Annotated in this window: 19 protein-coding genes; 6 read left to right on the top strand and 13 right to left on the bottom strand. The window is 67.0% G+C overall.

Annotated elements, in window-relative coordinates:
* Positions 1–11 precede the first annotated feature (11 nt).
* From ACWV14_RS30955 to ACWV14_RS30910, 10 genes are all read right to left on the bottom strand, one after another.
* Positions 12–602 carry an NAD(P)H-dependent oxidoreductase gene (locus ACWV14_RS30955; protein ID WP_454905665.1) on the bottom strand — a complete coding sequence of 197 codons (591 nt, stop codon included), beginning with the start codon at positions 600–602 and terminating at the stop codon, positions 12–14.
* A gap of 140 nt (positions 603–742) precedes the next feature.
* The gene (locus ACWV14_RS30950; RefSeq protein WP_454905663.1) at positions 743–1771 is read right to left on the bottom strand and encodes an ABC transporter substrate-binding protein; all 1029 of its coding nucleotides are present in this window, start codon (positions 1769–1771) and stop codon (positions 743–745) included.
* A gap of 190 nt (positions 1772–1961) precedes the next feature.
* Positions 1962–3344: an FAD-binding oxidoreductase gene (locus tag ACWV14_RS30945; protein ID WP_454905661.1), complete on the bottom strand. Its 1383-nt coding sequence runs from the start codon at positions 3342–3344 to the stop codon at positions 1962–1964.
* Between the two features lie 129 nt (positions 3345–3473).
* Positions 3474–4358, bottom strand: a complete 885-nt coding sequence (locus ACWV14_RS30940) for an ABC transporter permease (RefSeq protein ID WP_454905659.1) — start codon at positions 4356–4358, stop codon at positions 3474–3476.
* Positions 4336–5130, bottom strand: a complete 795-nt coding sequence (locus ACWV14_RS30935) for an ABC transporter ATP-binding protein (RefSeq protein WP_454905657.1) — start codon at positions 5128–5130, stop codon at positions 4336–4338. Before ACWV14_RS30935 ends, ACWV14_RS30940 begins: the two co-directional genes overlap by 23 nt.
* Before the next feature lie 11 nt (positions 5131–5141).
* Positions 5142–5963, bottom strand: a complete 822-nt coding sequence (locus tag ACWV14_RS30930) for a creatininase family protein (RefSeq protein WP_454905655.1) — start codon at positions 5961–5963, stop codon at positions 5142–5144.
* Positions 5964–6125: 162 nt separating this feature from the next.
* A complete protein-coding gene (locus ACWV14_RS30925; RefSeq protein ID WP_454905653.1) occupies positions 6126–7751 on the bottom strand; it encodes an MFS transporter in 1626 nt (541 codons plus the stop codon).
* A 147-nt stretch (positions 7752–7898) separates the two neighbouring features.
* Positions 7899–8669 (bottom strand): amino acid ABC transporter permease, encoded by a 771-nt coding sequence (locus ACWV14_RS30920; protein WP_454905651.1) that lies wholly within the window; start codon positions 8667–8669, stop codon positions 7899–7901.
* 113 nt (positions 8670–8782) lie between these two features.
* On the bottom strand, positions 8783–9541 hold the full coding sequence (locus ACWV14_RS30915; protein WP_454905649.1) for a basic amino acid ABC transporter substrate-binding protein: 759 nt from the start codon (positions 9539–9541) through the stop codon (positions 8783–8785).
* A gap of 116 nt (positions 9542–9657) precedes the next feature.
* On the bottom strand, positions 9658–10134 hold the full coding sequence (locus ACWV14_RS30910; protein WP_454905647.1) for an Lrp/AsnC family transcriptional regulator: 477 nt from the start codon (positions 10132–10134) through the stop codon (positions 9658–9660).
* A gap of 177 nt (positions 10135–10311) precedes the next feature.
* Here ACWV14_RS30910 and ACWV14_RS30905 point away from each other — a divergent pair, with 177 nt between their 5' ends.
* The 5 genes from ACWV14_RS30905 to ACWV14_RS30885 all read left to right on the top strand — a co-directional run bounded on the left by ACWV14_RS30905 (position 10312) and on the right by ACWV14_RS30885 (position 20065).
* Complete coding sequence (locus ACWV14_RS30905; RefSeq protein WP_454905645.1) at positions 10312–13923, top strand: indolepyruvate ferredoxin oxidoreductase family protein; 3612 nt, start codon at positions 10312–10314, stop codon at positions 13921–13923.
* A 286-nt stretch (positions 13924–14209) separates the two neighbouring features.
* Positions 14210–14545, top strand: coding sequence for a preprotein translocase subunit YajC (gene yajC / locus ACWV14_RS30900; RefSeq protein WP_062478234.1), 336 nt, complete (start codon positions 14210–14212; stop codon positions 14543–14545).
* Positions 14546–14634: 89 nt separating this feature from the next.
* Positions 14635–16515, top strand: coding sequence for a protein translocase subunit SecD (gene secD, locus ACWV14_RS30895; protein WP_454905643.1), 1881 nt, complete (start codon positions 14635–14637; stop codon positions 16513–16515).
* An 18-nt stretch (positions 16516–16533) separates the two neighbouring features.
* Positions 16534–17493, top strand: a complete 960-nt coding sequence (secF, locus tag ACWV14_RS30890; protein WP_454905641.1) for a protein translocase subunit SecF — start codon at positions 16534–16536, stop codon at positions 17491–17493.
* A gap of 151 nt (positions 17494–17644) precedes the next feature.
* Positions 17645–20065 (top strand): DUF1631 family protein, encoded by a 2421-nt coding sequence (locus ACWV14_RS30885; RefSeq protein WP_454905639.1) that lies wholly within the window; start codon positions 17645–17647, stop codon positions 20063–20065.
* A gap of 145 nt (positions 20066–20210) precedes the next feature.
* Here the strand turns inward: ACWV14_RS30885 and ACWV14_RS30880 are convergent, their stop codons facing one another.
* The 3 genes from ACWV14_RS30880 to ACWV14_RS30870 form a co-directional block, all read right to left on the bottom strand.
* Positions 20211–20729: a DUF494 family protein gene (locus ACWV14_RS30880; RefSeq protein WP_454905637.1), complete on the bottom strand. Its 519-nt coding sequence runs from the start codon at positions 20727–20729 to the stop codon at positions 20211–20213.
* Between the two features lie 101 nt (positions 20730–20830).
* On the bottom strand, positions 20831–21997 hold the full coding sequence (gene dprA / locus ACWV14_RS30875) for a DNA-processing protein DprA (RefSeq protein ID WP_454905635.1): 1167 nt from the start codon (positions 21995–21997) through the stop codon (positions 20831–20833).
* A 30-nt stretch (positions 21998–22027) separates the two neighbouring features.
* Positions 22028–23248, bottom strand: coding sequence for a LysM peptidoglycan-binding domain-containing protein (locus tag ACWV14_RS30870; protein ID WP_422084479.1), 1221 nt, complete (start codon positions 23246–23248; stop codon positions 22028–22030).
* Positions 23249–23407: 159 nt separating this feature from the next.
* On the opposite strand from ACWV14_RS30870, the gene def reads away from it, so the two are divergent.
* Entirely contained in the window at positions 23408–23926 is a 519-nt protein-coding gene (gene def / locus ACWV14_RS30865; RefSeq protein ID WP_106936436.1) for a peptide deformylase, read from the top strand.
* Positions 23927–23928 lie beyond the last annotated feature (2 nt).

The raw sequence follows: 23928 nt of genomic DNA, 5'->3' as shown, positions 1-23928 counted from the left end.
TTTGAAATGGCTCAGATGCTCTGCAGCTTGCGCGACACACGCGCAATGAAATGGGTGCGGTCGCTCGCGGTCACTGCGTTCATGTCGTGCAGCTGCAGCCAGGTCACCTTGCAGCGCCATGCGAACAGCGCTCGCAGCGCACGCGTGAAGAGCCGCCGGCCCGGGTCTCCGATGAGCATCACGAACCAGCGCGGCGAGCCGCCGGTGGTCACCACCGTCAGCCGCCGGATGTGCCGCATGCCCGACTTCGCGAGCTGCCCCTTGCGCTCGGCCGGCAGGAAGGCCACGCCCGGCAGCCACACCCGCTCCAGCCAGCCCTTGAGCATGGACGGCGGCCCGTGGAACCAGGTCGGGTAGACGAACACCAGGTGCTCGGCCCACAGCAGCGCTTCGACGTGGGGTTTCACGCGTTCGCGGATCAGTTCGGGGTTGTCGAGATAGGCGATGCGCTCTTCGCGTGTCAGCGTCGGGTCGAAGCCCTCGGCGTACAGGTCGATGGCCTTGACGGAGTGCCGGGGCTCGAGCGCCTCGAGGGCGGTGCGGTAGAGCGCGTGGTTGAAGCTGTCAGGGTTCGGATGGCAATGGACGACCAGGGTTTTCATGGGAGGGCCGGTTCGCCTGTCGGCGAGACGGGGTCAGAGCCCAAGGAACAAAAGGCCGCGCAGTGCCTTATGGCAACCCAGGCGCCGGCATCTGACCCCGGCGCAAGCCCCGCGCGACCCACGGGAAAAAATCGGTGTGCTTACTTGCCGGTGAGCTTCTTGCGGACGTCGACGCCGACGCCCTTGTTCACGAACTGCGTGGTCACGACCTTCGACAGGTCGACCTCGCCGGGCTTGTACAGGCCGGCCTTGACCATCTTGTCGTAGAAGTCCTTCACACGGGCTTCGTCCATGGCGCCGATGCCCTTGGTGAGCGACTCGCCGCTGTCGACGATGCCCATCTTCTTCATCAGCTCGATGGAGCCCTGCAGCGAGGCGACGGGCGAGTCGGGGTTGGTCTTGGCGATGAGCTCGTTGGCGGCCTTGTTGTCGCCGTAGAGGTAGTTGTTCCAGCCGATGATCGAGGCCTCGACGAACTTGCGCACCGTCTCGGGCTTGTTCTTGACCATGTCGGCGCGTGTCTCGATGGTGGTCGAGTAGGTCGAGAAGCCGTTGTCGGCCAGCAGCTGCACCACGGGGTCGAAGCCGGCCTGGGCCTTGATCGACAGCGGCTCGGAGATCGCGTAGCCCTGTTGGATGGACTTCTTGTCGGCCAGGAACGGGCCGACGTTGAAGGTGTAGGGCTTGAGCTGCGAGTCCTTGAAGCCGTGCTCGGACTTCATCCATTGCCAGAAGCTGAACTGGCCGTCCTTGCCGATGAAGGCCACGGGTGCCTTGGCCATGTCCTTGAAGGTGTCGAAGCCTTGGCCCGGGTGGGCGAACATGGCCTGCGGGTCTTTCTGGAAGAAGGCCGCGACCACCACGGTGGGCACGCCGTTCTTCACGTTGTCGAAGGACTGCAGCAGGTTGCCCGTCATGAGGAAGTCGACCTTGCCGGCCGGCAGCATCGGCCGGTTGTTGACCATCGGGCCGCCCTGCATGATTTCGACGTCGAGGCCGTACTTCTTGTAGGTGCCATCCACCAGCGCCTGGTAGAAGCCGCCGTGGCCGGCCTGTGCTTTCCAGTTGGTGGCGAACACCACTTTTTCCTGCGCCTGCACGGCGAAGGCGGCGGCCGCGAGGGCGAGGCCGAGGGCAAGCGGACGGATTGTCAGAGCGGGAACGCGCATGGCAGTGGACTCCTGGGTTGAATGCGAGATGGGATTTTCGTGTCGGTCGAGGGGTTTTTTCGGGGCGCGTGCTCAGGTCGTCGGGTACTCCCTGTGCACAGGGCACGCTGCTGGTGCGCGGCCGATCAACGGCTGCTCTATGCAACGCTCAGAAGACCACCCACGACGAACGAAAAGCCAAGGTTTCATTTCAGCGCTCGATGGCCATGCCAGCAGTCCAGCCGCGCGTCTTGCCAGGGTTCATCAACCCCATCGGATCGCTGCGCTTCTTGAACTCGATCTGCTGCGTGTCGATGGTCTTCATGCCGCCATCCTCGATGGTCACGACGTGCGGGTTGAAGATCTTGCAGCCGCCCTGCGACTCGATCTCGCGGATCAGCTCGTACTGATGGGCCTCGCCCTTCCAGCGCACCAGCAGGATGCCGAAGGTGCCGCATTCGCCGTTCGCGCGTGCGAAGTCCTGGTGCTGCAACACGTCGTCGCCGAAGATTTGCAGATGGCGCTCGACCACCGACGGGTCGAAAGGCTGGGCGTAAGCCACCTGCAGGTAAGTCCAGCTGCGGTCGGCCTTCAGCGCTTGCAGCGTCGTGTGGTTGAACGCGCATTCGTAGGCGGGCGGCAGGCCGTCGGCCAGCAGCTCGGCCTCGGTGCCGGCCACGGAAATCGTGCCGCCGTGCGCTTCGGCGAGCGCGCGGAAGTCCGCCATCGAATCGGGCGAGACCATGGTGAACACCGCGTGCCGGTCCGGCGGAAAGCGGTCGCGCATGGCCGTGTAGTAAGGCGAGAAGCGCGCCTCCACCGTGGACAGCAGGAAGATGTCGAGCGAGGGCGCCTGCGCCGCTATGCCGAAGTCGAGCGCGCCGCGATAGGTGTCGAACAGCACCGTGCAGTGCACCCATTCGACGGCCGGGCTCAGCGCAACTTCGACGTCCAGGATCACGCCGTTGGTTCCATAGGCATGGTGCACCTGCTGGATCTCGTCGCCGTGCAGCTCGATGACGCGCGGCTCGCGCTCCACAGTCATCACCCGTGCGCGCAGCAGGTTGCCGGGGTCGCGCAGGATGCCGTGGCGGAACGAGCCGATGCCGCCGAAGCCGCCCGCGATGAAGCCGCCGATGGAAGCCACATGCCAGGTCGACGGCCACATGCGCAGCGCCTGACCCGTTTCGCGCGCGGCGAGGTCGATGTCGTGCATGCGCGCACCGGCTTCCATGCGCATGCGGCCTTCGCCGATGTCGAGCACGCGGCACATCTGGGTCACGTCGAGCACGATGCCGCCCTCGAGCGGCACGCACTGGCCGTAGTTGCCGGTGCCGCCGGCGCGCACGGTCAGCGGCAGCTTCCACCTGGCGGCCACGGCCGCCGCCTGGCGCACGTCGTCCTCGGTGCTGACCTTGACGACAAGGTCGGCCACGCAGCCCGCGAGCTGCGCGGTGAGGATGGGGCTGTACCAGTAGAAGTCTTTCGAGAGTTGCTTGCGCTGGGCCGGCGCGGTGATCACGTTGAGGCCGCGCAGGTCGGCGCGCACGGCATCCCAGTCAACGTTTGTCGGGGAAGGGTGTTCGGAACTCATCGAGGCTCTGTCCGGGGGAACTCTTTGCAAGGGAACACCGCGGAACCGGCTTTGCCGGGCCGCAGGTGTTGCCCCCGGTAGGGGGTTGGCGAAGCGACACGAAGTGCGCGCAGCCTGGGGGCGAGCAAACTACCTTTCACGGCGCATCTCGCTTTCATGCCAGTGGCCGAGCACCAGGCGCGACAGGGCGGCGAACACGATGAAGATCACGATGCCGAGCAACGACACCAGCAGCAAGGCCGCGAACATCATCGGGATCTCGGTGCGGAAGCTCGATTCGAGGATGCGCGATGCCAGGCCCGTTTCCTTGCCGGCCGTGCCGGCGGTGAATTCGGCCACCACCGCGCCGATCAGGCTCAGGCCGCCCGCGATCTTCAGGCCCGCCATGAAGTACGGCAGCGCGCTGGGCGCGAGCAGGTAGCGGAAGGTCTGCCACGGCGAGGCCTTGTAGAGCTGGAACAGGTCGCGCAGGTTGCTGTCGGCGCTTTTCAGGCCGATGACGGTGTTCGACAGGATCGGGAAGAAGGCCACGATCCAGGCGCACAGCAATAGTGCCGCCGTGGTGCTCGACACGTAGATCAGGATCAGCGGGGCGATCGCGATGATCGGCGTCACCTGCAGGATCACCGCGATCGGGAACAGCCCGATCTCCACCCACTTGAACAGCGCGAACGCAATCGCCAGCAGCACGCCGCCGACGATGGCCGCCGTGAGCGCGAGCAGCGTGAGCTTCACCGTGAACCACAGCGCGCTGGAGAGCGAATCCCAGTTGTCGAACAGAGTGCGCAGGATGAGCGAGGGCGCGGGCAGGATGTAGTGCGGGATGTTGTTGGCGCGCACCGTCCATTCCCAGATCAGCAGCAGCGCCAGCACGATGCCCGCGGGCACGACGATGCGCAGCAGCGACTCGCGGCGGCGCAGCTTGTCTTCATGTGCGCGCAGCATGTCGGCGGACGGAGTGGCTTCGGTCGTGTCCATGGGCATCACGGGTTCAATGGTCGATGTCGAGGCCATGGAGCGCTCCGTGCAGGGATTGGGATACAGCCGTGCAATGCGCGTTGTAGCGGCTCGAGGTGCGGAACTCCTCGCCGCGCGGGTACGGCTCGTCAATGCGGATCTCGTCGATCACCCGGCCCGGGCGCGCCGCCATCACCACGATGCGGTTCGACAGGTACACCGACTCGTACACGCTGTGCGTGACGAACACGATCGAGAAGCGGTGTTCGCGCCAGATCGCCAGCAGGTCGTTGTTGAGCTTGATGCGCGTCATCTCGTCGAGCGCGGCAAAGGGCTCGTCCATGAGCAGCAGGCGCGGGTGCGTGACGAGTGCGCGCGCGATCGACACGCGCATCTTCATGCCGCCCGACAGCTCGCGCGGGTACACGTCGGCAAAGCGCGAGAGGCCCACCAGCTCCAGCACCTGCTGCACCACCGGCGCGGCGGCGTCGCGGCTGGTGCCGGCGAGCTTGAGCGGCAGCCAGACGTTGTCGAACACCTTGGCCCAGGGCATGAGCGTGGGTTCCTGGAACACGAAGCCCAGGTCGCGGTCGCTCTGTGTCTTGCCGGTGTTGGCGCCCGACCAGGTCATTTCGCCCGAGCTCAGGCGAGTGAGCCCGGCGACCAGCCGCAGCGCGGTGCTCTTGCCGCAGCCCGAGGGGCCGAGGAAGCTGATGAAGTCGTGCTCGCCGATGTCGAGCGACATACCCTGCAATGCGAGCGTGCCGTTGGCAAAGCGCTTGCCCACATTGCGCAGGCTGACCAGGGGTGGTGTCTGGGTGCTGTCCATGGCGTGCGAGCCTAGCGCCAGGCCGGCACGTTGGCCAGGCGTTCGAGCGGGAAGCGGTCGACCTCGTGCAGCAGCTCGACGAAGCGGCGGCCCACGTGGTCGAGCACCGCCGCGCCCTTCTCGGCCGTGGCGCGCGTGGCGTCGCCGGCGGCGCCCGCGGGGTTGATGTCGTGCATCTGCCAGCCGAGCTTGCCGCTGGGGGTGATCGAGAGGAACTTGTTCTCGGCGGCCAGCTGCTCGGTCATGGAGCTGAAGTTCTGGAACTGGTCGCGGCGCACGTAGTCGGGCGTCAGGTGCAGCATCACCGAGCTTTCGAGGTCGCCGGCATGGATGCCGTGCTTGCCCTCGTGCGCGGTGAACAGGCCCTCGGGCAGGCCCAGCGTGTACCAGTTGGCGGCCACGACCATCATGTCGTGCTCCTCGCGCAGGTCGCGCGCCACGATGTCCATGACGCTCATCTGGCCGCCGTGGCTGTTGTAGAGCACCAGCTTGCGCACCCCGGCCTTGGCGACGCAGGCGCCGATGTCTTTCCACAGCGAGATCAGCGTGTTGGCCGACACGGTGAGCGTGCCGGGGTAGCGCGAATGCTCGTTGCTCTTGCCATAGGGCACGGTGGGCAAGAAGAGCACCGGCAGGTCGTCGGGCAGGTGGGGCAGCGTGGCGCGCACCATGCCGTCGATGGTGGCCGTGTCGGTCGACATCGGCAGGTGAGGGCCGTGCTGTTCGGTGGCGCCGACCGGCAGCACGGCGATGAGCCGTTCACGGTCGAGGCGGGAGAACTCTTCGCTGGTCAGGTCGGACCAGAAACGGCTGCGCAGTGGAGGCGGATTCATCGGGGGTGTACCTCGTGACGCCGGAGTTGGCGGTGGCTTAAATTATCCATACGGTCAAAAAAGGCTGGCTATCCGTGGATACCCGGCGATTTTTCCACATGCAAGCCGCATGCCATCAAATTCACCCGGATGGTCAAAATTTGATCCGCCGGGCGTCCGGCCTCAGCGCCGCACGATGTAGCGCGTGATGACCGGCCCCGCCTCGCCGATGTGGAACGCCAGCCGGCGTTCGCGCAGCGCCATGTCCGAGGCGGTGGCGCGATTGAAGCGGCGCAGGTGGTCGGTCCACGAGTCGTCGACGATCTGCTCCACGTAGCGCTCGGGCTGGGCGATGTCATGCAGAAGTTCCCATCCGATGGCGCCCTGGCTCAGGCGCGCGCGGCGCGTCTGCTGCATCACGAGGTGGAAGGCGGCGGCGCGGGCGGGTTCGATGATGTATTCGACCGTGATCACCACCCGGCCTTCTTCCTGCGGCGCCTCGGCCGGCGGGCCGGCGGCCCAGCCGGCTGCGGCCGGGCTGGTGTCGTCCTCGCCGCTCACGTCGGTCACCCAGCGCAGGGCCAGAAGCATCATCAGCGTGCCGCTGATGGCGCCGATGACAAGGCTCAGCTGCAGCGTCGTGACCGTGGCCACCTGTCCCCAGATGGCCGCGCCGATCGCGCTCGCCCCCATGATCGCCATCTGGTACATCGACATGCCGCGCGCGCGCACCCAGTCGGGCAGCGCGAGCTGGGCCGACACCGAGAGCGAATTGGCCACCGTGATCCACGCCATGCCGCCGAAGAACATCGCCGGCACCGCCACCCAGGCGTTGGGCGCGAAGGCCATCACCGCCGTGGCGCCCGACTGCAGCAGCGTGCCGCGCAGCACCAGCTGGTCGCGCCCCAGCGCCTGCCGCAGCCGCGGCAGGAACAGCACCGCGATGATCGCGCCCGACCCCATGGCCGCCAGCAGCAGCGTGAAGGTGCCGGCGCCGCCGCCCTGCAGGTTGCGCGCCAGCAGCGGCAGCAAGGCCAGCAGGGCGGTGGAGTGGAAGAAGAAGATCGACACGCGCACCAGCACTGCCCGCATGCGCTGCGACTGCCGCACGAACTGCACGCCCACGCGCATCGCGCCGATGAGCTTTTCGCGGCCCAGCGGATTTGGCGTGTGCGCACGCCGCCAGCGCAGCACCACGAAGCCCGATGCCACCGACAGCACCGCATTGAGCGCGAACACCCACACGGTGCCGGCGCTGGCGATCAGCACGCCGGCGGTGAGCGGGCCGACGATGCGCGATGCGTTCATGGCGATGCCGTTGAGCCCCAGCGCGGCCGGCAGCTGCGGCCGGGGCACCAGCTCGGGCACGATGGCCGCGAACACCGGCCAGCGCAGGGCCAGCCCGATGCCGTTGGCGAAGGTGAGCGCCAGCAGCAGCGGCGCGGTCATCAGGTCGAGCGCCAGTGCAGCGCACAGCACGATGGCCGTGCCGGCCAGCCAGAACTGCGTGGCCACCAGCCAGCGCCTGCGGTCGAGGATGTCGGCCAGCGCGCCGCTGGGCAGGCCCAGCAGGAACACCGGCAGCGTGGAGGCCGACTGCACCAGCGCCACCCAGATCGGCGAGGAGGTGAGCGACGTCATCATCCACGCCGCGGCCACATCGTTCATCCACATGCAGATGTTGGCGATGAGCCAGGTGCTCCACAGCATGCGGAACACGGGGAGCTTCAGGGGCTCGAGGGCGGCGAGCCTGGAGGGCTGCGGCCGCTTGGGCGGGATCGGTGTCTCTTCGGGGGATATGGGTGGCATGTGGCGCTATTTTGGCCTCGGCCGCAACGGCGTGACATATCTCGTCATACCGGGAACACCGAGGAACCGGCTTTGCCGGGCCTCAGGTGTTGCCCCCTGCAAGGGGGTTGGCGCAGCGACACGAAGTGCGCGAAGCCTGGGGGGTGCCTATGCTCTGTCGCTGCGAGCCAGGCGGTGTTCCAGTCGGCGCAGCATCGTCGTGAGCACCAGCGTCATGACCCAGTAGATCACCGAGATCGCAAGGTACGGCTCCCAGTAGCGCGCATAGGCGCCAGCCACGGTGCGGGCGGCGTAGGCCAGCTCGGCCAGGCCGATGGCGGACACCAGCGAGGTGTCTTTCAGCAGCGCGATGGCGTTGTTGCCCAGCGGCGGCAGCATGCGGCGGAAGGCCTGCGGCAGCACCACGTAGCGCATCACCTGCGCGGGCGAGAAGCCGAGCGAGCGGCCGGCGTCGAACTGCCCGCGCGAGATCGACTGGATGCCGGCGCGGAACACCTCGGAGATGTAGGCGGCCGAGTTGAGCGTGAGCGCAACCACGCCCGAGATGAGCGCGCCGTGCTCCTGCTTGAGCGTGCGGGCCAGTTCGCCGTCGATCAGCAGGCCGCTGGTCGGGTGGATGAACACCGGCATCACCGCGAAGTGGATCAGCAGGATCTGCACGAACAGCGGCGTGCCGCGAAAGAAGCTCACGTAAACCGTTGCGGGCCAGCGCAGGAAGAAGCGCGCGACCCAGGTCCAGGGCGCGTGGCGTGGCTGCGCCAGGCGCGCGAGCGCGAGGCACAGGCCCCAGCTCGACCCCAGCAGCACGCAGACCACGGTCATGCGCAGCGTCATCCACGCGCCTTGCCAGAACAGGTCTTTGTATTCGACCAGGATGTCCCAGCGGAACCATCCAAAAAGCAGGATCGGTTGTTCCATCTATTGCTCCCCCCCGGGCTTCGCGCACTGCGTGTCGCCTCTCCAACCCCCTGCCGGGGGCGGGCCGGCCGCTTCGGGCGGCCGTGCGCGGCGGCCCTTTGAGCTGGATGCGCTCATCGGACGTTCGGGTCCTTGTTGAACCACTTCTTGTAGATCGTCACGTAGCTGCCGTCGGCGCGAATGGCCGCGAGGCCGGCGGTGAGCTTGTCGAGCAGCGGCTTGTCGCCCTTCTTCACGACGATGCCGAAGCCTTCTTCGGGGAAGGACTTGTCGTCGATGGTCTTCAGCTCGGGGTTCTGCGCCACGCGGTAGGCGATGACGCCGTTGTCGCCCATGGCCGCATCGACGCCGCCGCCGGCCAGCTCCGAAATGATGAGCGGCGTGCTCTCGAAGCGGCGGATGTCGGGGCTGGTCTTGCCGAACTCGCGCGAGGCGATGTCGTCGGCGGTGGAGGCGCTCACCACGGCGATCTTCTTGCCGGCCAGGTCCTTCAGCGAGGCAACCTTGCTGTTCTTCGGCAGCGCGATCAGCTGGCGGGCCGCGAAGTAGGGCGGCGTGAAGTCGTAGCTCTGCTTGCGCTTCTCGTTGATGGTCACGCCCGAGATCACGAGGTCGACGTCGCCGTTGTTCAGCGCGCCGAAGATGCCGGTGAAGGGCGTGTTGACGACCTTGATCTTCAGGCCCTGCTGCTTGGCGATGGCGTTGATGATGTCGATGTCGAAGCCGACGATCTGCTTGTCCTTGTTCTCGAAGGCGAAGGGCGCGTAGGTGGCGCTGGAGGCCACGATCAGTTCGCGGTTCTGGGCCTGGGCGCCGAAGGCGAGCGTGGCGGCGGCAAGGCCGAGGGCCAGGGCACGGCGGATGGGGTTCATTCAGGGTCCTCGTTTCCGCGGTTGGCGGGATATGGTGGGCGGGAATTTTAGGCGGTCGCTATCGACGGCCGTCCGCTCGCAAGTACCGAGCCCGTTCGGCGCCAGAGGCTGCGCCGCTAGACCGCCAGGTGCCCCAGCGGCAGCGCGCTGCTGGCCTTCACCTCGCCCAGCGAGAAGCTGGTGTGCAGGTCTTTCACGTTCGGCAGGTTCATCAGGTGCTGGCGCGCGAAGGCCGAGAAGCTGTCCAGGTCCTGCGCCACCACCTGCAGCTCGAAGGTGCCGGTGCCGCTGATGTAGTGGCAGGCCACCACGTCGGGCAGCTTGCGGATGGCGTCTTCCAGCTTGCGGGTGGCCTCGTGGGTCACGCGCTCGGTGTCCACCCGCACGAAGGCCAGCACGCCCAGGCCGATCTTGTGGCGGTCGATCTCGGCGTGGTAGCCCTTGATGAAGCCGGCTTCCTCGAGCGCGCGCACCCGGCGCCAGCAGGGCGCGGCCGAGAGGCCCACGCGCTGGGCCAGCTCGGCGTTGGTGAGGCGGCCGTCGGCCTGCAGTTCTTGCAGGATTGCGAGGTCGAACTTGTCAATTCTTTCCATGGAGTCGAATCTTAAGCAAGATTCTTTCTGGAACAGGGTTTTTCAGGGCAAAGAACGCAAACACCTATCGCGGACCCCGGCATACACTTTGCACGATCATGGGCTCGTGCCCTACCCGGGCACAGACCCACAGTAATCAGCCAGGCTCACAAGGCCCCGCCATACGGAGACAGAAAAATGAATGCACCGCTGCCCGCGCACATTCGCAAGGCCCTGGAAACGGTCACGCTCGACGACAAATACTCGCTCGACTACGGCCGGGCCTTCATGAGCGGCGTCCAGGCCCTCGTCAAGCTGCCCATGCTGCAGCGCCTTCGCGACCAGCAGGCCGGAAAGAACACCGCCGGCTTCATCAGCGGCTACCGCGGCTCCCCGCTCGGGGGCTACGACCAGGCCCTGTGGAAGGCCAGCAAGTTCCTCAAGGAACAGAACATCGTCTTCCAGCCGGGCGTGAACGAAGAACTGGCCGCCACCGCGCTATGGGGCACGCAGCAACTGGGCTTCTCCCCGCAGGGCACCAACAAGTTCGACGGCGTCTTCGGCATCTGGTACGGCAAGGGCCCGGGCGTGGACCGCTGCTCCGACGTCTTCAAGCACGCCAACATGGCTGGCACCACCGAGTTCGGCGGCGTGATCGCGGTGGCGGGCGACGACCACATCTCCAAGAGCAGCACGGCCGCGCACCAGAGCGACCACATCTTCAAGGCCTGCGGCACGCCGGTGTTCTTTCCGGCGAACGTGCAGGAAATCCTCGACCTGGGCATTCACGCCTTTGCGCTGAGCCGTTTCTCGGGCGTGTGGTCGGGCATGAAGACGATCCAGGAGATCGTCGAGTCGAGCGCCACGGCCATGATCGACCCCGAGCGCGTCGAGATCGTCATTCCCACCGACTTCGAAATGCCGCCCGGCGGCCTGCACATCCGCTGGCCCGACCATGCTCTGGAGCAGGAAGCCCGGCTCATGCACTACAAGTGGTATGCCGCGCTGGCCTATATCCGCGCCAACCGGCTGAACCACAACGTCATTCAAGGTCCGAACGACCGCTTCGGCATCATGGCCAGCGGCAAGGCCTTCAACGACACGCGCCAGGCGCTGATCGACCTGGGCCTGGACGACGCGGCCTGCCGCCAGCTGGGCATCCGGCTGCACAAGGTGGGCGTGGTGTGGCCGCTGGAAGCGCAGCTCACGCGAGAGTTCGCCACCGGCCTGCAAGAGATCCTGGTGGTCGAGGAAAAGCGCCAGGTCATCGAATACCAGCTCAAGGAAGAGCTCTACAACTGGCGCCCCGACGTGCGGCCCAACGTGGTCGGCAAGTTCGACGAGGGCGAAGTGCATGCGGCCGAGGGCTACTCCGGCGGCGAATGGTCGATGCCCAATCCGACCGCGCACACCCTGCTGCGCGCCAACGCCGACCTGAACCCCGCGATGATCGCCAAGGCGATCGCCGGGCGCCTGCGCAAGACCGGCCTGCTGGCCGCGGCCGGCGCCGACATGGCCGCGCGCATCGACGCCCAGCTCGCCATCCTCGAGGCCAAGGAGCGCTCGATGGTGGTGCAGCAGGCCTCCACCAGCGTGGTCGACGCCACCCGCCAGCCCTGGTTCTGCTCGGGCTGCCCGCACAACACCAGCACCGTGGTGCCCGAAGGCTCGCGCGCGATGGGCGGCATCGGCTGCCACTTCATGGCGACCTGGATGGACCGCTCCACCATCGGCTTCACGCAGATGGGCGGCGAGGGCGTGCCGTGGGTGGGCCAGCAGCCCTTCACCACCGACCAGCACATCTTCGCGAACCTGGGTGACGGCACGTACTTCCACAGCGGCCTGCTCGCCATCCGCCAGAGCATCGCGGCCGGCGTGAACATCACCTACAAGATCCTCTACAACGACGCGGTCGCCATGACCGGCGGCCAGCAGGTCGGCGAGCGGCCCGAAGGCCACTCGGTGCTGCAGATCGCCGAGAGCCTGCATGCCGAGGGCGCGGTGAAGGTCGTGATCGTGACCGACGAGCCCGAGAAGTACGAGGGCGTGAACATCCCCGGCGACCACGTGCAGGTCAAGCACCGCGACCTGCTCGACGACGTGCAGCGCGAGTTCCGCAAGATCCCCGGCACCACGGCCATCATCTACGACCAGACCTGCGCCACCGAGAAGCGCCGCCGCCGCAAGCGGGGCACGGCCGTCGATCCGGCCAAGCGCGTGGTCATCAACGAGCTGGTGTGCGAGGGCTGCGGCGACTGCAGCGTGCAGAGCAACTGCCTGAGCGTGGAGCCGCTGGAAACCGAATTCGGCCGCAAGCGCACCATCAACCAGAGCAGCTGCAACAAGGACATGAGCTGCCTGAAGGGCTTCTGCCCCAGCTTCGTGACGGTCGAAGGCGGCCAGCTCAAGAAGAAGGGCAAGAACAAGGCGGCCACGCCGGCCGAGTTCGGCCTGCTGCCCGAGCCCGCGATTCCGTCGCTGGCGGGCGGCAAGGTCTGGGGCGTGGTGGTGGCGGGCGTCGGCGGTACCGGCGTCATCACCATCGGCCAGTTGCTGGGCATGGCCGCGCACATCGAGGCCAAGGGCATCGTCACGCAGGACGCGGCCGGCCTCGCGCAAAAGGGCGGCGCCACCTGGAGCCACGTGCTGATCGGCGACACGCAGGACGACATCCGCACCACGCGCGTCGGCACCGCGGCGGCCGACCTGATCCTGGCCTGCGACCCGCTGGTCACGGTCAACGGCGAAACCATGGCGCGCATGCGCGAAGGGCGCACGCACGTGGCGCTCAACAGCCACAGCTCGCCCACCGCCGCCTTCGTGCGCAACGCCAACTGGCAGAACCCCGAAGACGCCTGCGCCGCGGAGATCGCGCGCGCCGTGGGCATCGACGCCATGGGCACCTTCGACGCCGATGCCGCCGCCACCACGCTGATGGGCGACAGCATCTACGTCAACCCGATGATCCTGGGCTACGCCTGGCAGAAGGGCTGGATCCCGCTGGAGCACGAGTCGCTCATGCGCGCCATCGAGCTGAACGCCGTGGCCGTCGAAAACAACAAGACGGCCTTCGAGTGGGGCCGCCAGGCGGCCGTGCGGCCCGAAGAGCTGCAAAAGCGCGTGCGCCCCGGCCAGGTCATCGAATTCAAGAAGCGCGAATCGGTCGAGAGCCTGGTGGCGCGCCGCGTGGAATTCCTGACCGGCTACCAGAACGCCGCCTATGCCGACGAATACAAGCAGTTCGTGGGCAAGGTGCAGCGGGCCGAGGCGGCCGTCGGCAAGAGCTCGGCGCTGACCGAGGCGGTCGCGCGCTACCTGTTCAAGCTGATGGCGTACAAGGACGAATACGAAGTCGCCCGCCTGCACACCGACCGTGCGTTCCTCGACCGCGTCGAAGGCATGTTCGAGGGCGACTTCAAGCTCAACTACCACCTGGCGCCGCCGCTCATCGCCAGAAAGAACAGCAAGGGCCAGCTGCAGAAGCAGAAGTTCGGCCCCTGGATGCTGACCGGCTTCAAGCTGCTCGCGAAGCTCAAGGGCGTGCGCGGCACGGCGCTCGACATCTTCGGGCGCACCGAAGAGCGCAAGACCGAGCGCGCGCTGATCGGCGAGTACCGCGCCAGCATCGAGGAAGTGATCGGCGCGCTGCGGGCCGACAACCACGCCCTGGCGCTCGAAATTGCCGGCCTGCCGGAGCAGATCCGCGGCTACGGCCACGTCAAGGAGCGCAACCTCGCGGCCGCCCGCATCCGCTGGAACGAGCTGATGGCCAAGTGGCGCAATCCGCAGGCGCAGCGCGCGGCGGCCTGATTTTTCGAAGCGATCTCCCCGCAAAGAGCGCCCGATGGGCGCTTTTTGCTATTTAAAAGATAGCGCCCGGCAGGCGGGCCGGATGGCCGGAAAGCCCTCCCCGCCGCGCCGGATAAGCCCGTGGAACGGCCATCTGCGCCGAATACAATGCCCGGTGCTGTGCGCGGCCAAGCCCCGCCGAGCTTTGACTTGCGGCCCCAATTCCGTTCGTGGCCGCGAAGCCATGAGAAGAGTCGGGACCGGCCCGCCTTCCTCTCGTTTTCTCTTCCCTCTGCTGGAGACTCTCTTGTTCATTTCCTCTGCTTTCGCCCAGACCGCGCCCGCTGCAGCCGGCGGCGGTGACATGTTGTCCTCGCTCGGCAGCATGCTGCCCCTGGTGCTGATGTTCGTGGTGCTGTATTTCGTCATGATCCGCCCGCAAATGAAGCGCCAGAAAGAAGCGCGCGCCATGATCGAGGCGCTGGCCAAGGGCGACGAAGTCGCCACCGCCGGCGGCGTGCTCGGCAAGATCACCTCGCTGAACGACCAGTACCTGGGCCTCGAGATCGCCAACGGCGTCGAGATCAAGATCCAGCGCAGCGCCGTGGTGCAGGTCCTGCCCAAGGGCGCCGTCAAGCAATAAAAGCGTGAGCTGAACCTTGCGCTTTGCGGCGCAGGGCCCCAAGTCACGCGGTGTTCCATTTCTGAAAAGCTTGAGAAAAGCGCCCGCTCATGAACCGCTACCCGGTCTGGAAGTACACGATCATCGTGATCGTGTTGCTCGTGGGGCTCATCTACGCCCTGCCCAATTTCTTCGGTGAGGCGCCTGCGGTGCAGGTGTCGGCGGCCAAGACGGTCGTCAAGGTCGATGCCTCCACCCAGACCCGGGTCGAGGAGGCGCTCAAGGCCGCAGGCCTGACGCCCGACCTGATCACACTGGACGCCACCTCGCTGCGCGCCCGTTTCGCCACCACCGACGACCAGCTCAAGGCGCGCGACGCCGTGCAGCGCGCGCTGGTGCCCGACGCGAACGACCCGCCATACACGGTGGCGCTCAACCTGGTGTCGCGCTCGCCCAAGTGGCTGACCGCGCTGCACGCTTTCCCGATGTACCTGGGTCTCGACCTGCGCGGCGGCGTCGACTTCCTGCTGCAGGTGGACATGAAGGGCGCGATCGACAAGAAGGCCGAGTCCTTTGCCAGCGACCTGCGCACCACCTTCCGCGACAAGAGCATCCGCGGCACCGCGGTCAGCCGCAACGGCCAGACCGTCGAGGTGACCTTCCGCGACGCGGCCTCGCTCGACGCGGCCAAGCGCATCATCCAGGACCAGTTCCAGGACCTCTCCACCACCGACAGCCAGGACGGCAGCAACTGGCGCCTCGTGGCCACCATCAAGCCCGAAGCCGCGCGCCGCATGCAGGACGCCGCGCTCAAGCAGAACATCACCACGCTGCACAACCGGATCAACGAACTCGGCGTGGCCGAGCCCGTGATCCAGCAGCAGGGCCTGGACCGCATCGTCGTGCAGCTGCCCGGCGTGCAGGACACCGCCAAGGCCAAGGAAATCCTGGGCCGCACCGCCACGCTCGAAATGCGCATGGTGGACGAAAGCGCCGAGGGCCGTGCCGCGGAACTGAGCGGCGGCCCCGTGCCCTTCGGCTCCGAGAAATTCCTCGACCGCCAGGGCCGGCCCGTGATCGTGAAGAAGCAGGTGCTCGTCACCGGCGAGAACCTCACCGACGCGCAACCCGGCTTCGACCAGCAGAGCAACCAGCCCAAGGTCGACCTGACCATGGACGCCAAGGGCGGGCGCATCATGCGCGACGTCAGCCGCGAGAACTACAAGAAGCGCATGGCCATGCTGATCTTCGAGAAGGGCAAGGGCGAAGTGCTCACCGCCCCGTCGATCAACGGCGAACTCGGCAACCGCTTCCAGGTCTCGGGCTCCATGACCGTGGTCGAGGCCAACGACCTCGCGCTGCTGCTGCGCGCCGGCTCGCTGGCCGCGCCCATGGAAATCATCCAGGAACGCACCATCGGCCCGAGCCTGGGCGCCGACAACATCGAGAAGGGCTTCAAGAGCGTGATGTACGGCTTCCTGGCGATCATGGTCTTCATGTGCCTGTACTACGCACTGTTCGGCCTGTTCTCCTCGATCGCGCTGGCCGTCAACCTGATGCTGCTGGTGGCCATCCTCTCGATGCTGCAGGCCACGCTCACGCTGCCCGGCATCGCGGCCATGGCCCTGGCCATCGGCGTGGCCATCGACTCCAACGTGCTGATCAACGAACGCGTGCGCGAAGAGCTGCGCAACGGGGCGTCGCCGCAGGCGGCCATCCATGCCGGCTACGAACGCGCCTGGGGCACCATCCTGGACTCCAACGTGACCACGCTGATCGCGGGTATCGCGCTGCTGGCCTTCGGCTCCGGGCCGGTACGCGGCTTCGCGGTGGTGCACTGCATCGGCATCGTCACCTCGATGTTCTCCGCCGTGTTCTTCTCGCGCGGCCTCGTCAACTTCTGGTACGGCCAGAAGAAGAAGCTCAAGACGGTGTCCATCGGCACGGTCTGGCGCCCCGCAACCGACGGCTCGTCCGTGGCAACCAAGTAAAGGGCGAGGACAAGCGTCATGGAATTCTTCCGCATCCACAGGACCATTCCGTTCATGCGCCACGCGGTGGTGCTGAACATCGTCTCCGTCGTCACCTTCGCGCTGGCGGTGTTCTTCCTGTTCCACCGCGGGCTGCACCTGTCGGTGGAGTTCACGGGCGGCACGGTGATGGAGGTCGCGTACAAGCAGTCGGCCGACATCGGCAAGGTGCGCGACGCCATCGGCAAGCTCGGCTACCCGGATGTCCAGGTGCAGAGCTACGGCTCCTCCGAAAACATCCAGATCCGCCTGCCGGCCCAGAAGGGCATGAGCTCCGACCAGCAGAGCGCCCAGGTCATGCAGGCGCTGAAGTCGGTCGACGAGTCGGCCACGCAGCGTGGCATCGAGGTCGTCGGACCGCAGGTCGGCGAAGAGCTGACCACCAACGGCCTCAAGGCCCTGGGCATGGTGGTCGTGGGCATCATGATCTACCTGGCGTTCCGCTTCGAATGGAAGTTTGCGCTGGCTACCGTGCTGGCCAACCTGCACGACGTGGTGATCATCCTGGGCTTCTTCGCCTTCTTCCAGTGGGAGTTCTCGCTGGCGGTGCTGGCGGCGGTGCTGGCGGTGCTGGGCTACTCGGTGAACGAATCGGTCGTGATCTTCGACCGGATCCGCGAGAACTTCCGCCGCTACCGGAAGATGACGACCACCGAGATCATCGACAACGCGATCACCTCGACCATCAGCCGGACCATCATCACCCACGGCTCCACCCAGCTGGTGGTGCTGTCGATGTTCTTCTTCGGCGGCCCGACCCTGCATTACTTCGCCCTGGCGCTGACCATCGGCATCTGCTTCGGCATCTACTCCTCCTGCTTCGTGGCGGCGGCCATCGCCATGTGGCTCGGCATCAAGCGCGAAGACCTCGTCAAGGGCGGCCCCACCAAGCGCGACGGGGAGTCCGGGGACGACCCGAACGCCGGAGCCGTCGTCTGACGGATACTTAGGGTTTGAATCAGGTGGCCGGGGAGGCGCCGCGGTACGCATGCAACGCCGCGCACTCTCCACACTTGTGCGGTTGAGCATCCCGATGCAAGCTCGCGGTTGTCGCCGATAAACCGAACACCCTGGCCTTTCCGACTTTTCAATGAGCATTGCGCGGTCCGCTTCTTCCCTGCAGCTCGCTCGCGAGACGCGTGAGCGTTTCGTGGCGGCCACGGAAGGCGCGATCGTGCCGCTGGCCCGTGCGATCCGGGACCGGCTGACCTCGCTGGCCTCCGAAGCCGGCAACGCCCGCGCCATGCAGGAGCACCGCGACGATTTCGTGGCGTTCCAGGGGCAGGGCACCCGCTGGGTCTCGCTCGCGCAGACCGGCTGGCGCAAGGCGCTGGCGGGCTCGGGCGGCGGCGTGGCCGCCGCGTCTTCGGGCTTGCGCCTCGAGCTCATCGGCGACGAGGAGGTCGAGAGCAACATCCTCTCGTCGCGCCTGGCGCAGGTGATCCACGACAAGGCCAGCTTCGAGCTGAGCGACCTGCGCCTGCGCATCCAGCACCTCGAAGGCACCAGCGAACTCGACGCCCGCGACGTGCTCAAGCCCGAGACGCTGGCCAAGCTGCTGGTCGAGCAATGGCTCGGCGCGGGCCTGAGCCGCGGCATGTGGACCCGGGTGCAGGACACCGTGCAGCAGGCGCTGGTCGACGTGGTCGTCAAGGCCTACAAGGACGCCAACGTGTTCCTGGTCGCCAACGGGGTGATGCAGGAGATCGATCTCAAGAGCTTCGTGCGGCGCACGGGCGGCAGCGGCGCACCGGGCGGTGGAGGCGGTGGCTCCGGCGGCCCGACCACGTCGAGCGCCTCGATGGCCCGCGACAGCAGCATGTCCGGTGGCCCCCACAGCGCCCAGCGGGCCGGCTTCGGGTTCGCCGGCTCGCAGCAGGGCTCGGTGCCCTCGGCCGTGGCGCCGCCGGCAACCACCGGCGGTTCGCCGCTGATGATCGCCCGGCAACGCGCGCAGACTGCCCTGTTGAGCCTCAAGCGTTTCGTGACCGCGCGCATAGGCGGAGACACCGGCGGCGGCGCGGGGCAATACCAGGCCGCGAATCCCGAAGGGCGCACCACCGATGTCGGCGGTGGTGGCGGCGCGGGCGGCGGCCCCGTGGCTCCGCGCGTGTTCTCGCGCACCTTCGCCGGCGCCATCGCCGATGCCGAAGTCGCCTATCGAATGGCGGCCACCCAGTTCATGGACGGCCCGGGCGAGCAGGCCACGCTGATGCAGCAGACCGCCGTCGACTTGCGCAAGCGCAGCGCCGAACTCAAGAAGCGCGCGCCGACCACCGCCGACAAGGCCACGGTCGAGATCGTGGCGCTGATGTTCCAGGCCATCCTGGCCGAGGAGCGCATTCCCTTTTCGGCGCGCGTGTGGTTTGCTCGCCTGCAGATGCCGGTGCTGCGCGTGGCCATTGCCGAGCCCGAGTTCTTCGGCACCCTGCAGCATCCCGCGCGCATGCTGATCGACCGCATGGGCTCGTGCGTGATGGGCTTCGATGCAGCGGCCATCACCGGCAGCGCGCTCGAAGGCGAAATCCGCCGCGTGGTGCAGGTCATCGAGCAATATCCCGAAACCGGCCAGCGCGTGTTCAAGCTGGTGTTCGACGAGTTCGTCGCCTTCCTCAACCGTTACCTGACCCAGAGCGACACCACGCAGCGCGTGATGAGCGTGGCCCAGCAGGTCGAGCAGAAGGAAACGATGGCGATCCAGTACACCATCGAGTTGCGCAAGATGTTGAACGACATGCCGGTGCGCGACGAGATCCGGGAGTTCCTCTTCAAGGTCTGGGCCGAGGTGCTGGCCATTGCCGCGCTGCGCTACGGCGCGCAGGGCGAGCAGACGGTCATGCTCAAGCGCGTGGCCTCCGAGCTGGTGTGGGCCGCGAGCGCCAAGCCCAACCGCACCGACCGCGCCCGCGTCATACAGGACCTGCCGCAGCTGCTGCAGCGCCTGCGCCAGGGCATGGCGCTGCTGGGCATCGTCGACGAGCCGCAGGAAGCGCACATCAAGATCATCGGCGCCACGCTGTCCGACGCCTTCATGTCGAAGACCGAGGCGATTCCGCAGGCGAAGATCGAAGCCATGGCCGAGCGGCTGACGCACCTGGAAGACTTCGTGACCGACGTCGGCGGCGCCTCCGACCTGCCGCTCGACGCCCACAGCATCGAGCTGCTGCTCGGCGTGGACGCCGCATCGATCGAAGTCGTTCCCGATGCCGCCGGCGCCAAGGTGGCCGAGGACATGCTCGCCTGGGCGCATGAGCTGCAGGTGGGCAACTGGTTCATGCTCGACCACAACGACCGGGTGAGCCAGGTGCAGTTCGTGTGGCGCAGCGACCGCAAGCAGCTGCACCTGTTCGCCTCCGCGGACGGCCGCAGCTTCCTGATCCAGGCCGGGCGGCTGGCCATGTACCTGCAGGCCGGCCTGCTGGTGCCCGCCGAGGAAGAAACGCTCACGGTGCGCGCCACGCGCGAAGCCCTGGCCAAGCTCGACGCCAACCCCGAGCGCCTGCTGAACTAGCTAAGTCGTACCACCGCGCCGCGCCGTTCTTTCCCCGCCTTCTCGTGGAACACCACGGAACCGGCTCCGCCGGTCCGCAGGTGTTGCCCCCGGAAGGGGGTTGGCGCAGCGACACGAAGTGCGCGAAGCCTGGGGGAGAGCCCAGCTAATGCGCCGTGCGGCCTTCGCGGCTTTCGCAGAGCTCGTCGAGCACCAGGGCATCTGGCTCGATGCCGGTGCTCCAGTGGACCATCAGCACGATGATCTTCAGGTCGTCGATTGCGACCGGATCGCCCGGCGCCGCCATCGCGCGCTCGATCACGATCTCGCGCAGCCCGCAGGGCAGCACGTCCGACGATTCGAGGAAGCGGATGAAGCCCAGGCACTCGGCACCGAGGTGCTCTTGCTCTGCCTGGGAATAGACGCGCATGGCATCGGGGGATTGGGGCAGGGCCGCTTCGGGTGCGCCGCGCAATGTGACGGTGGCCGAAGCCGCGTCGTCGGCGTGGTGCTCGATCTGCATGCCTTGCGTTGCAAGGCTCAGGCCGTCGAGCCAGTGAAGGGCTTCGCGGATTTCTTCTGCCTCGAAGCCGTGTGCGCTGAGCTTGCGGCCCAGTTGTTCGGGTTCGGGGCATGCATCGCCGCGCCAATAGTTCTCGTAGACAAAAACAAGTACTTCGAACATGCGCACCAATATAGCCCAGGAAGTGGCTGATCGCCCCCGGGCTTTGCGCACTTCACATCACTTTTCCTTCCTGCGCGCGCAGGCGGTCGTGCAGACCCGGATCAGCTGCTGGCCGATCGCTGGAAGAGCCCGCCGGGCAGGCGCGATACATGGCCGTCCAGTTCGAGCGAGAGCAGCTTCGCCTGCAGCGCGGCGGCGCTCCAGCCGGTGCGTGCGCTCAGTGCGTCGAGACTGACCGGGTCGAAGCCCAGGGCCTCCAGCAGCGGAGCCTCGGCCGATGACGGCGCCTGCCGCGCTTCGGTGGCGCTGCTGCTGCCGTTGCCGTTCTTGTGCGGCGATGCTGACGGTGTGTGCTGCAGCGGCGGCAGTTCTTCGAGGATGTCGTTGACCGATTCCACGAGCTTGGCGCCCTGCCGGATCAGCGCGTGGCAGCCGCGCGATTGGGGCGAGTGGATCGAACCCGGTATCGCGAACACTTCCTTGCCCTGCTCCGAAGTGAGCCGCGCGGTGATCAGCGAGCCCGACTGCAGCGCCGCCTCGACCACCAGCGTGCCGCGTGCCAGCCCGGCGATCAGCCGGTTGCGTTTCGGAAAGTTCTGCGTGAGCGGCGGCGTGCCCAGCGGCAACTCGCTCACGATCAGGCCTTGTTGGGTGATGCGATGCGCCAGGTCGCGATGCCGAGCCGGGTAGACGCGGTCGAGCCCGGTGCCGACCACGGCAACCGTGGCCAGGCAGGGCGTCTCGCCAGCGGCGTCCAGCGCCCCCTGGTGCGCGGCGCCGTCCACGCCCAGCGCCAGCCCCGACACCACCGGCAGGCCGGCTTCGCCCAGCGCGCGTGCAAAGCTGCGCGCATTGGTGGCGCCCTGCGGCGTCGGGTTGCGGCTGCCCACGACCGCGATGCTGTGGCCGAGCTGCGTCAGGTCGTAGTCGGCGGCGCCGAGCACGTAGAGCATGGGCGGCGGGTCGGCCATTTCGAGCAGCGAGGCCGGGTAGCCGGCATCGCCGAGCGTGACGAGCCGGCGCGAACTGCCGTTGTCGGTGTTGTGCAGCCATTGCCAGGTCTGGTCGACCTGGGCCTGGAGATTGGCGGGCGGCTGCCGCAGTGCCTCGGCCTGCGCGAGCGACATCACTTCGCGCAGCGCTTCTTCCGGCTGCGCGAAGACGCGCTCGGGCAAGCCGAACGCCGCGAGGAGCCGGCGCACGGTGCCGTCACCGATGCCGGGGGTCAGTGAAAGTCGCAGCCAGCCTGCGAGTTCTGCGCGTTCCAAACGTATGTGCGAAAGAGCCGGAGCCGTGGGTCAGGGATTGACGAGGAAGTCGCCAGCGCGCGGAGTGTCGTTGATTTCCAGCACCAGCGCGTAGGACACCTTCTCGAAAGTGCGAAACACCATCAGCAGGCCGATGCGTTCGTTGGGCAGCTTGATGGTTTCCTTGCGGGCGCCGGTGCGATCGACGATGGTCTCGCCGTTCTTCAGGATGGCCAGCACGTGGCCGCTGTCGATGCCGTCGCGCGTGCCCTTGTTGATGGCCACCACTTGGTTCTGCGCGGCGAACTGCACCGCGTTGCCGTAGACCGAGATGATGCGGCCGTCGACCTGCGTCGAGGGCGCGCGCGGCACGTAGCTCAGCAGCTGGCGCGGCGGCTCGGGCAGCAGGCGGTCGCCGGCGCGGATTTCCTCGCGCGACGCGATGATGTCGACGGTCGCGGGCACCACCGTGATGACGTCCTTGTCCTCGACCGTCTCGACGGTGGTCGACTCGCCGCGCTGCAGCTGGGCCTTGCCCAGGTACTGCGCCTCGTAGCCGAGGATTTCGCCCGTGCCCGGGTCTTTCAGCGGAGTGGCGTTGCGGAACACGCGGAAGTGCTGCACCGGGCCCGCAGCCTCGACCAGCGGCGAATTGGCGTTGCCGCGTGCATAGGCGCGGTCGCCGCGCGACAGCAGAACACGGTTGTCGTTACCGGCCACGATGCGCGGCGCGGTCTCCAGCGTGTCGGCGTCGACCACGATGGGCTCGCTCAGGAAAGGCTCGATGATGCTCGGGTTGAGCGTGGGCAGTGCCATGCCGGCCAGCGAATCGAAGCGGGTGCGCGGCGACAGCTTGATGGTGCCGCCGTCGCCGCTGAAGCCGCCGCGGCGGGTGGTCGTGAGGCGGGCACGGCCGCCGGTCTTGTCCAGGTAGAGCACCTGGCCGGGGTAGATGCGGTGCGGGTTCGCGATCTCGTTGATGTTCATGCCCCACAGCTCCGGCCAGCGCCAGGGGCGCAGCAGGTACAGGCGGGAGATGGCCCAGAGCGTGTCGCCGGGCTTGACGGTGTATTCGTCGGGCGCGTTGGGGGCGAGTTCGCTCAGCGGCACGCCGGTCTGCGCGGTCTGCTGGGCCGTGGCGCGCTGCTGCGGCGTGACCGGGTAGTTCTGGGCCCAGGCCGTCGTGGCGCCGCAACTGCCGAGCACCGCCAGGGCGGTCAGCGTGGCAAGAAAGGAGGGGCGCTGGCGTTCAGCTGATCTGAGCTTTTTCATGTCTGGATGGGTGAGCGCGCGACGTATCGCTGCACATACGAATCTCACAATTTGCTACGAATTCTGCGCTGAAGCCCTTGGCAGGGCAACGTTTTCGGGCTCGCGGAACCCGCCGCGTCGCGGAATTGGCGAAAATAGCCACAACTTTCCCCCGATTTCATGGCCAAACGAATCATTCTGAGTTACCCGGACAAGCGCCTCCACACGGTGGCCAAGCCGGTGCAGGGCGTCGACGCGCGCATCAAGGCGCTGGTGGCCGACATGCTGGAAACAATGTACGACGCCAACGGCATCGGCCTGGCAGCCACCCAGGTCGACGTGCACGAGCGGCTTGTCGTCATCGACGTGTCCGAAGAGCGCAACGAGCCCATCGTTCTCATCAACCCCGAGATCACCTGGGCCAGCGACGAAAAGGTGCTGAACGAGGAAGGCTGCCTCTCGGTGCCCGGCATCTACGACGGCGTGATGCGCTCGACCTCGGTCAAGGTGCAGGCGCTCGACGAGAACGGCGAAAGCCGCACCATCGAGGCCGACGGCCTGCTGGCCGTGTGCATCCAGCACGAACTCGACCACCTGCTGGGCAAGGTGTTCGTCGAATACCTCTCCCCCCTGAAGCGCAACCGCATCAAGAGCAAGCTGCTCAAGCAGCAACGCGAAGAATTGCGGGAACGGGCCTGAAC

This window comes from Variovorax durovernensis (genome assembly GCF_977011995.1).
Note: the sequence above shows the minus strand (reverse complement) of the source record. Positions and strands in the feature narration are given on the sequence as shown.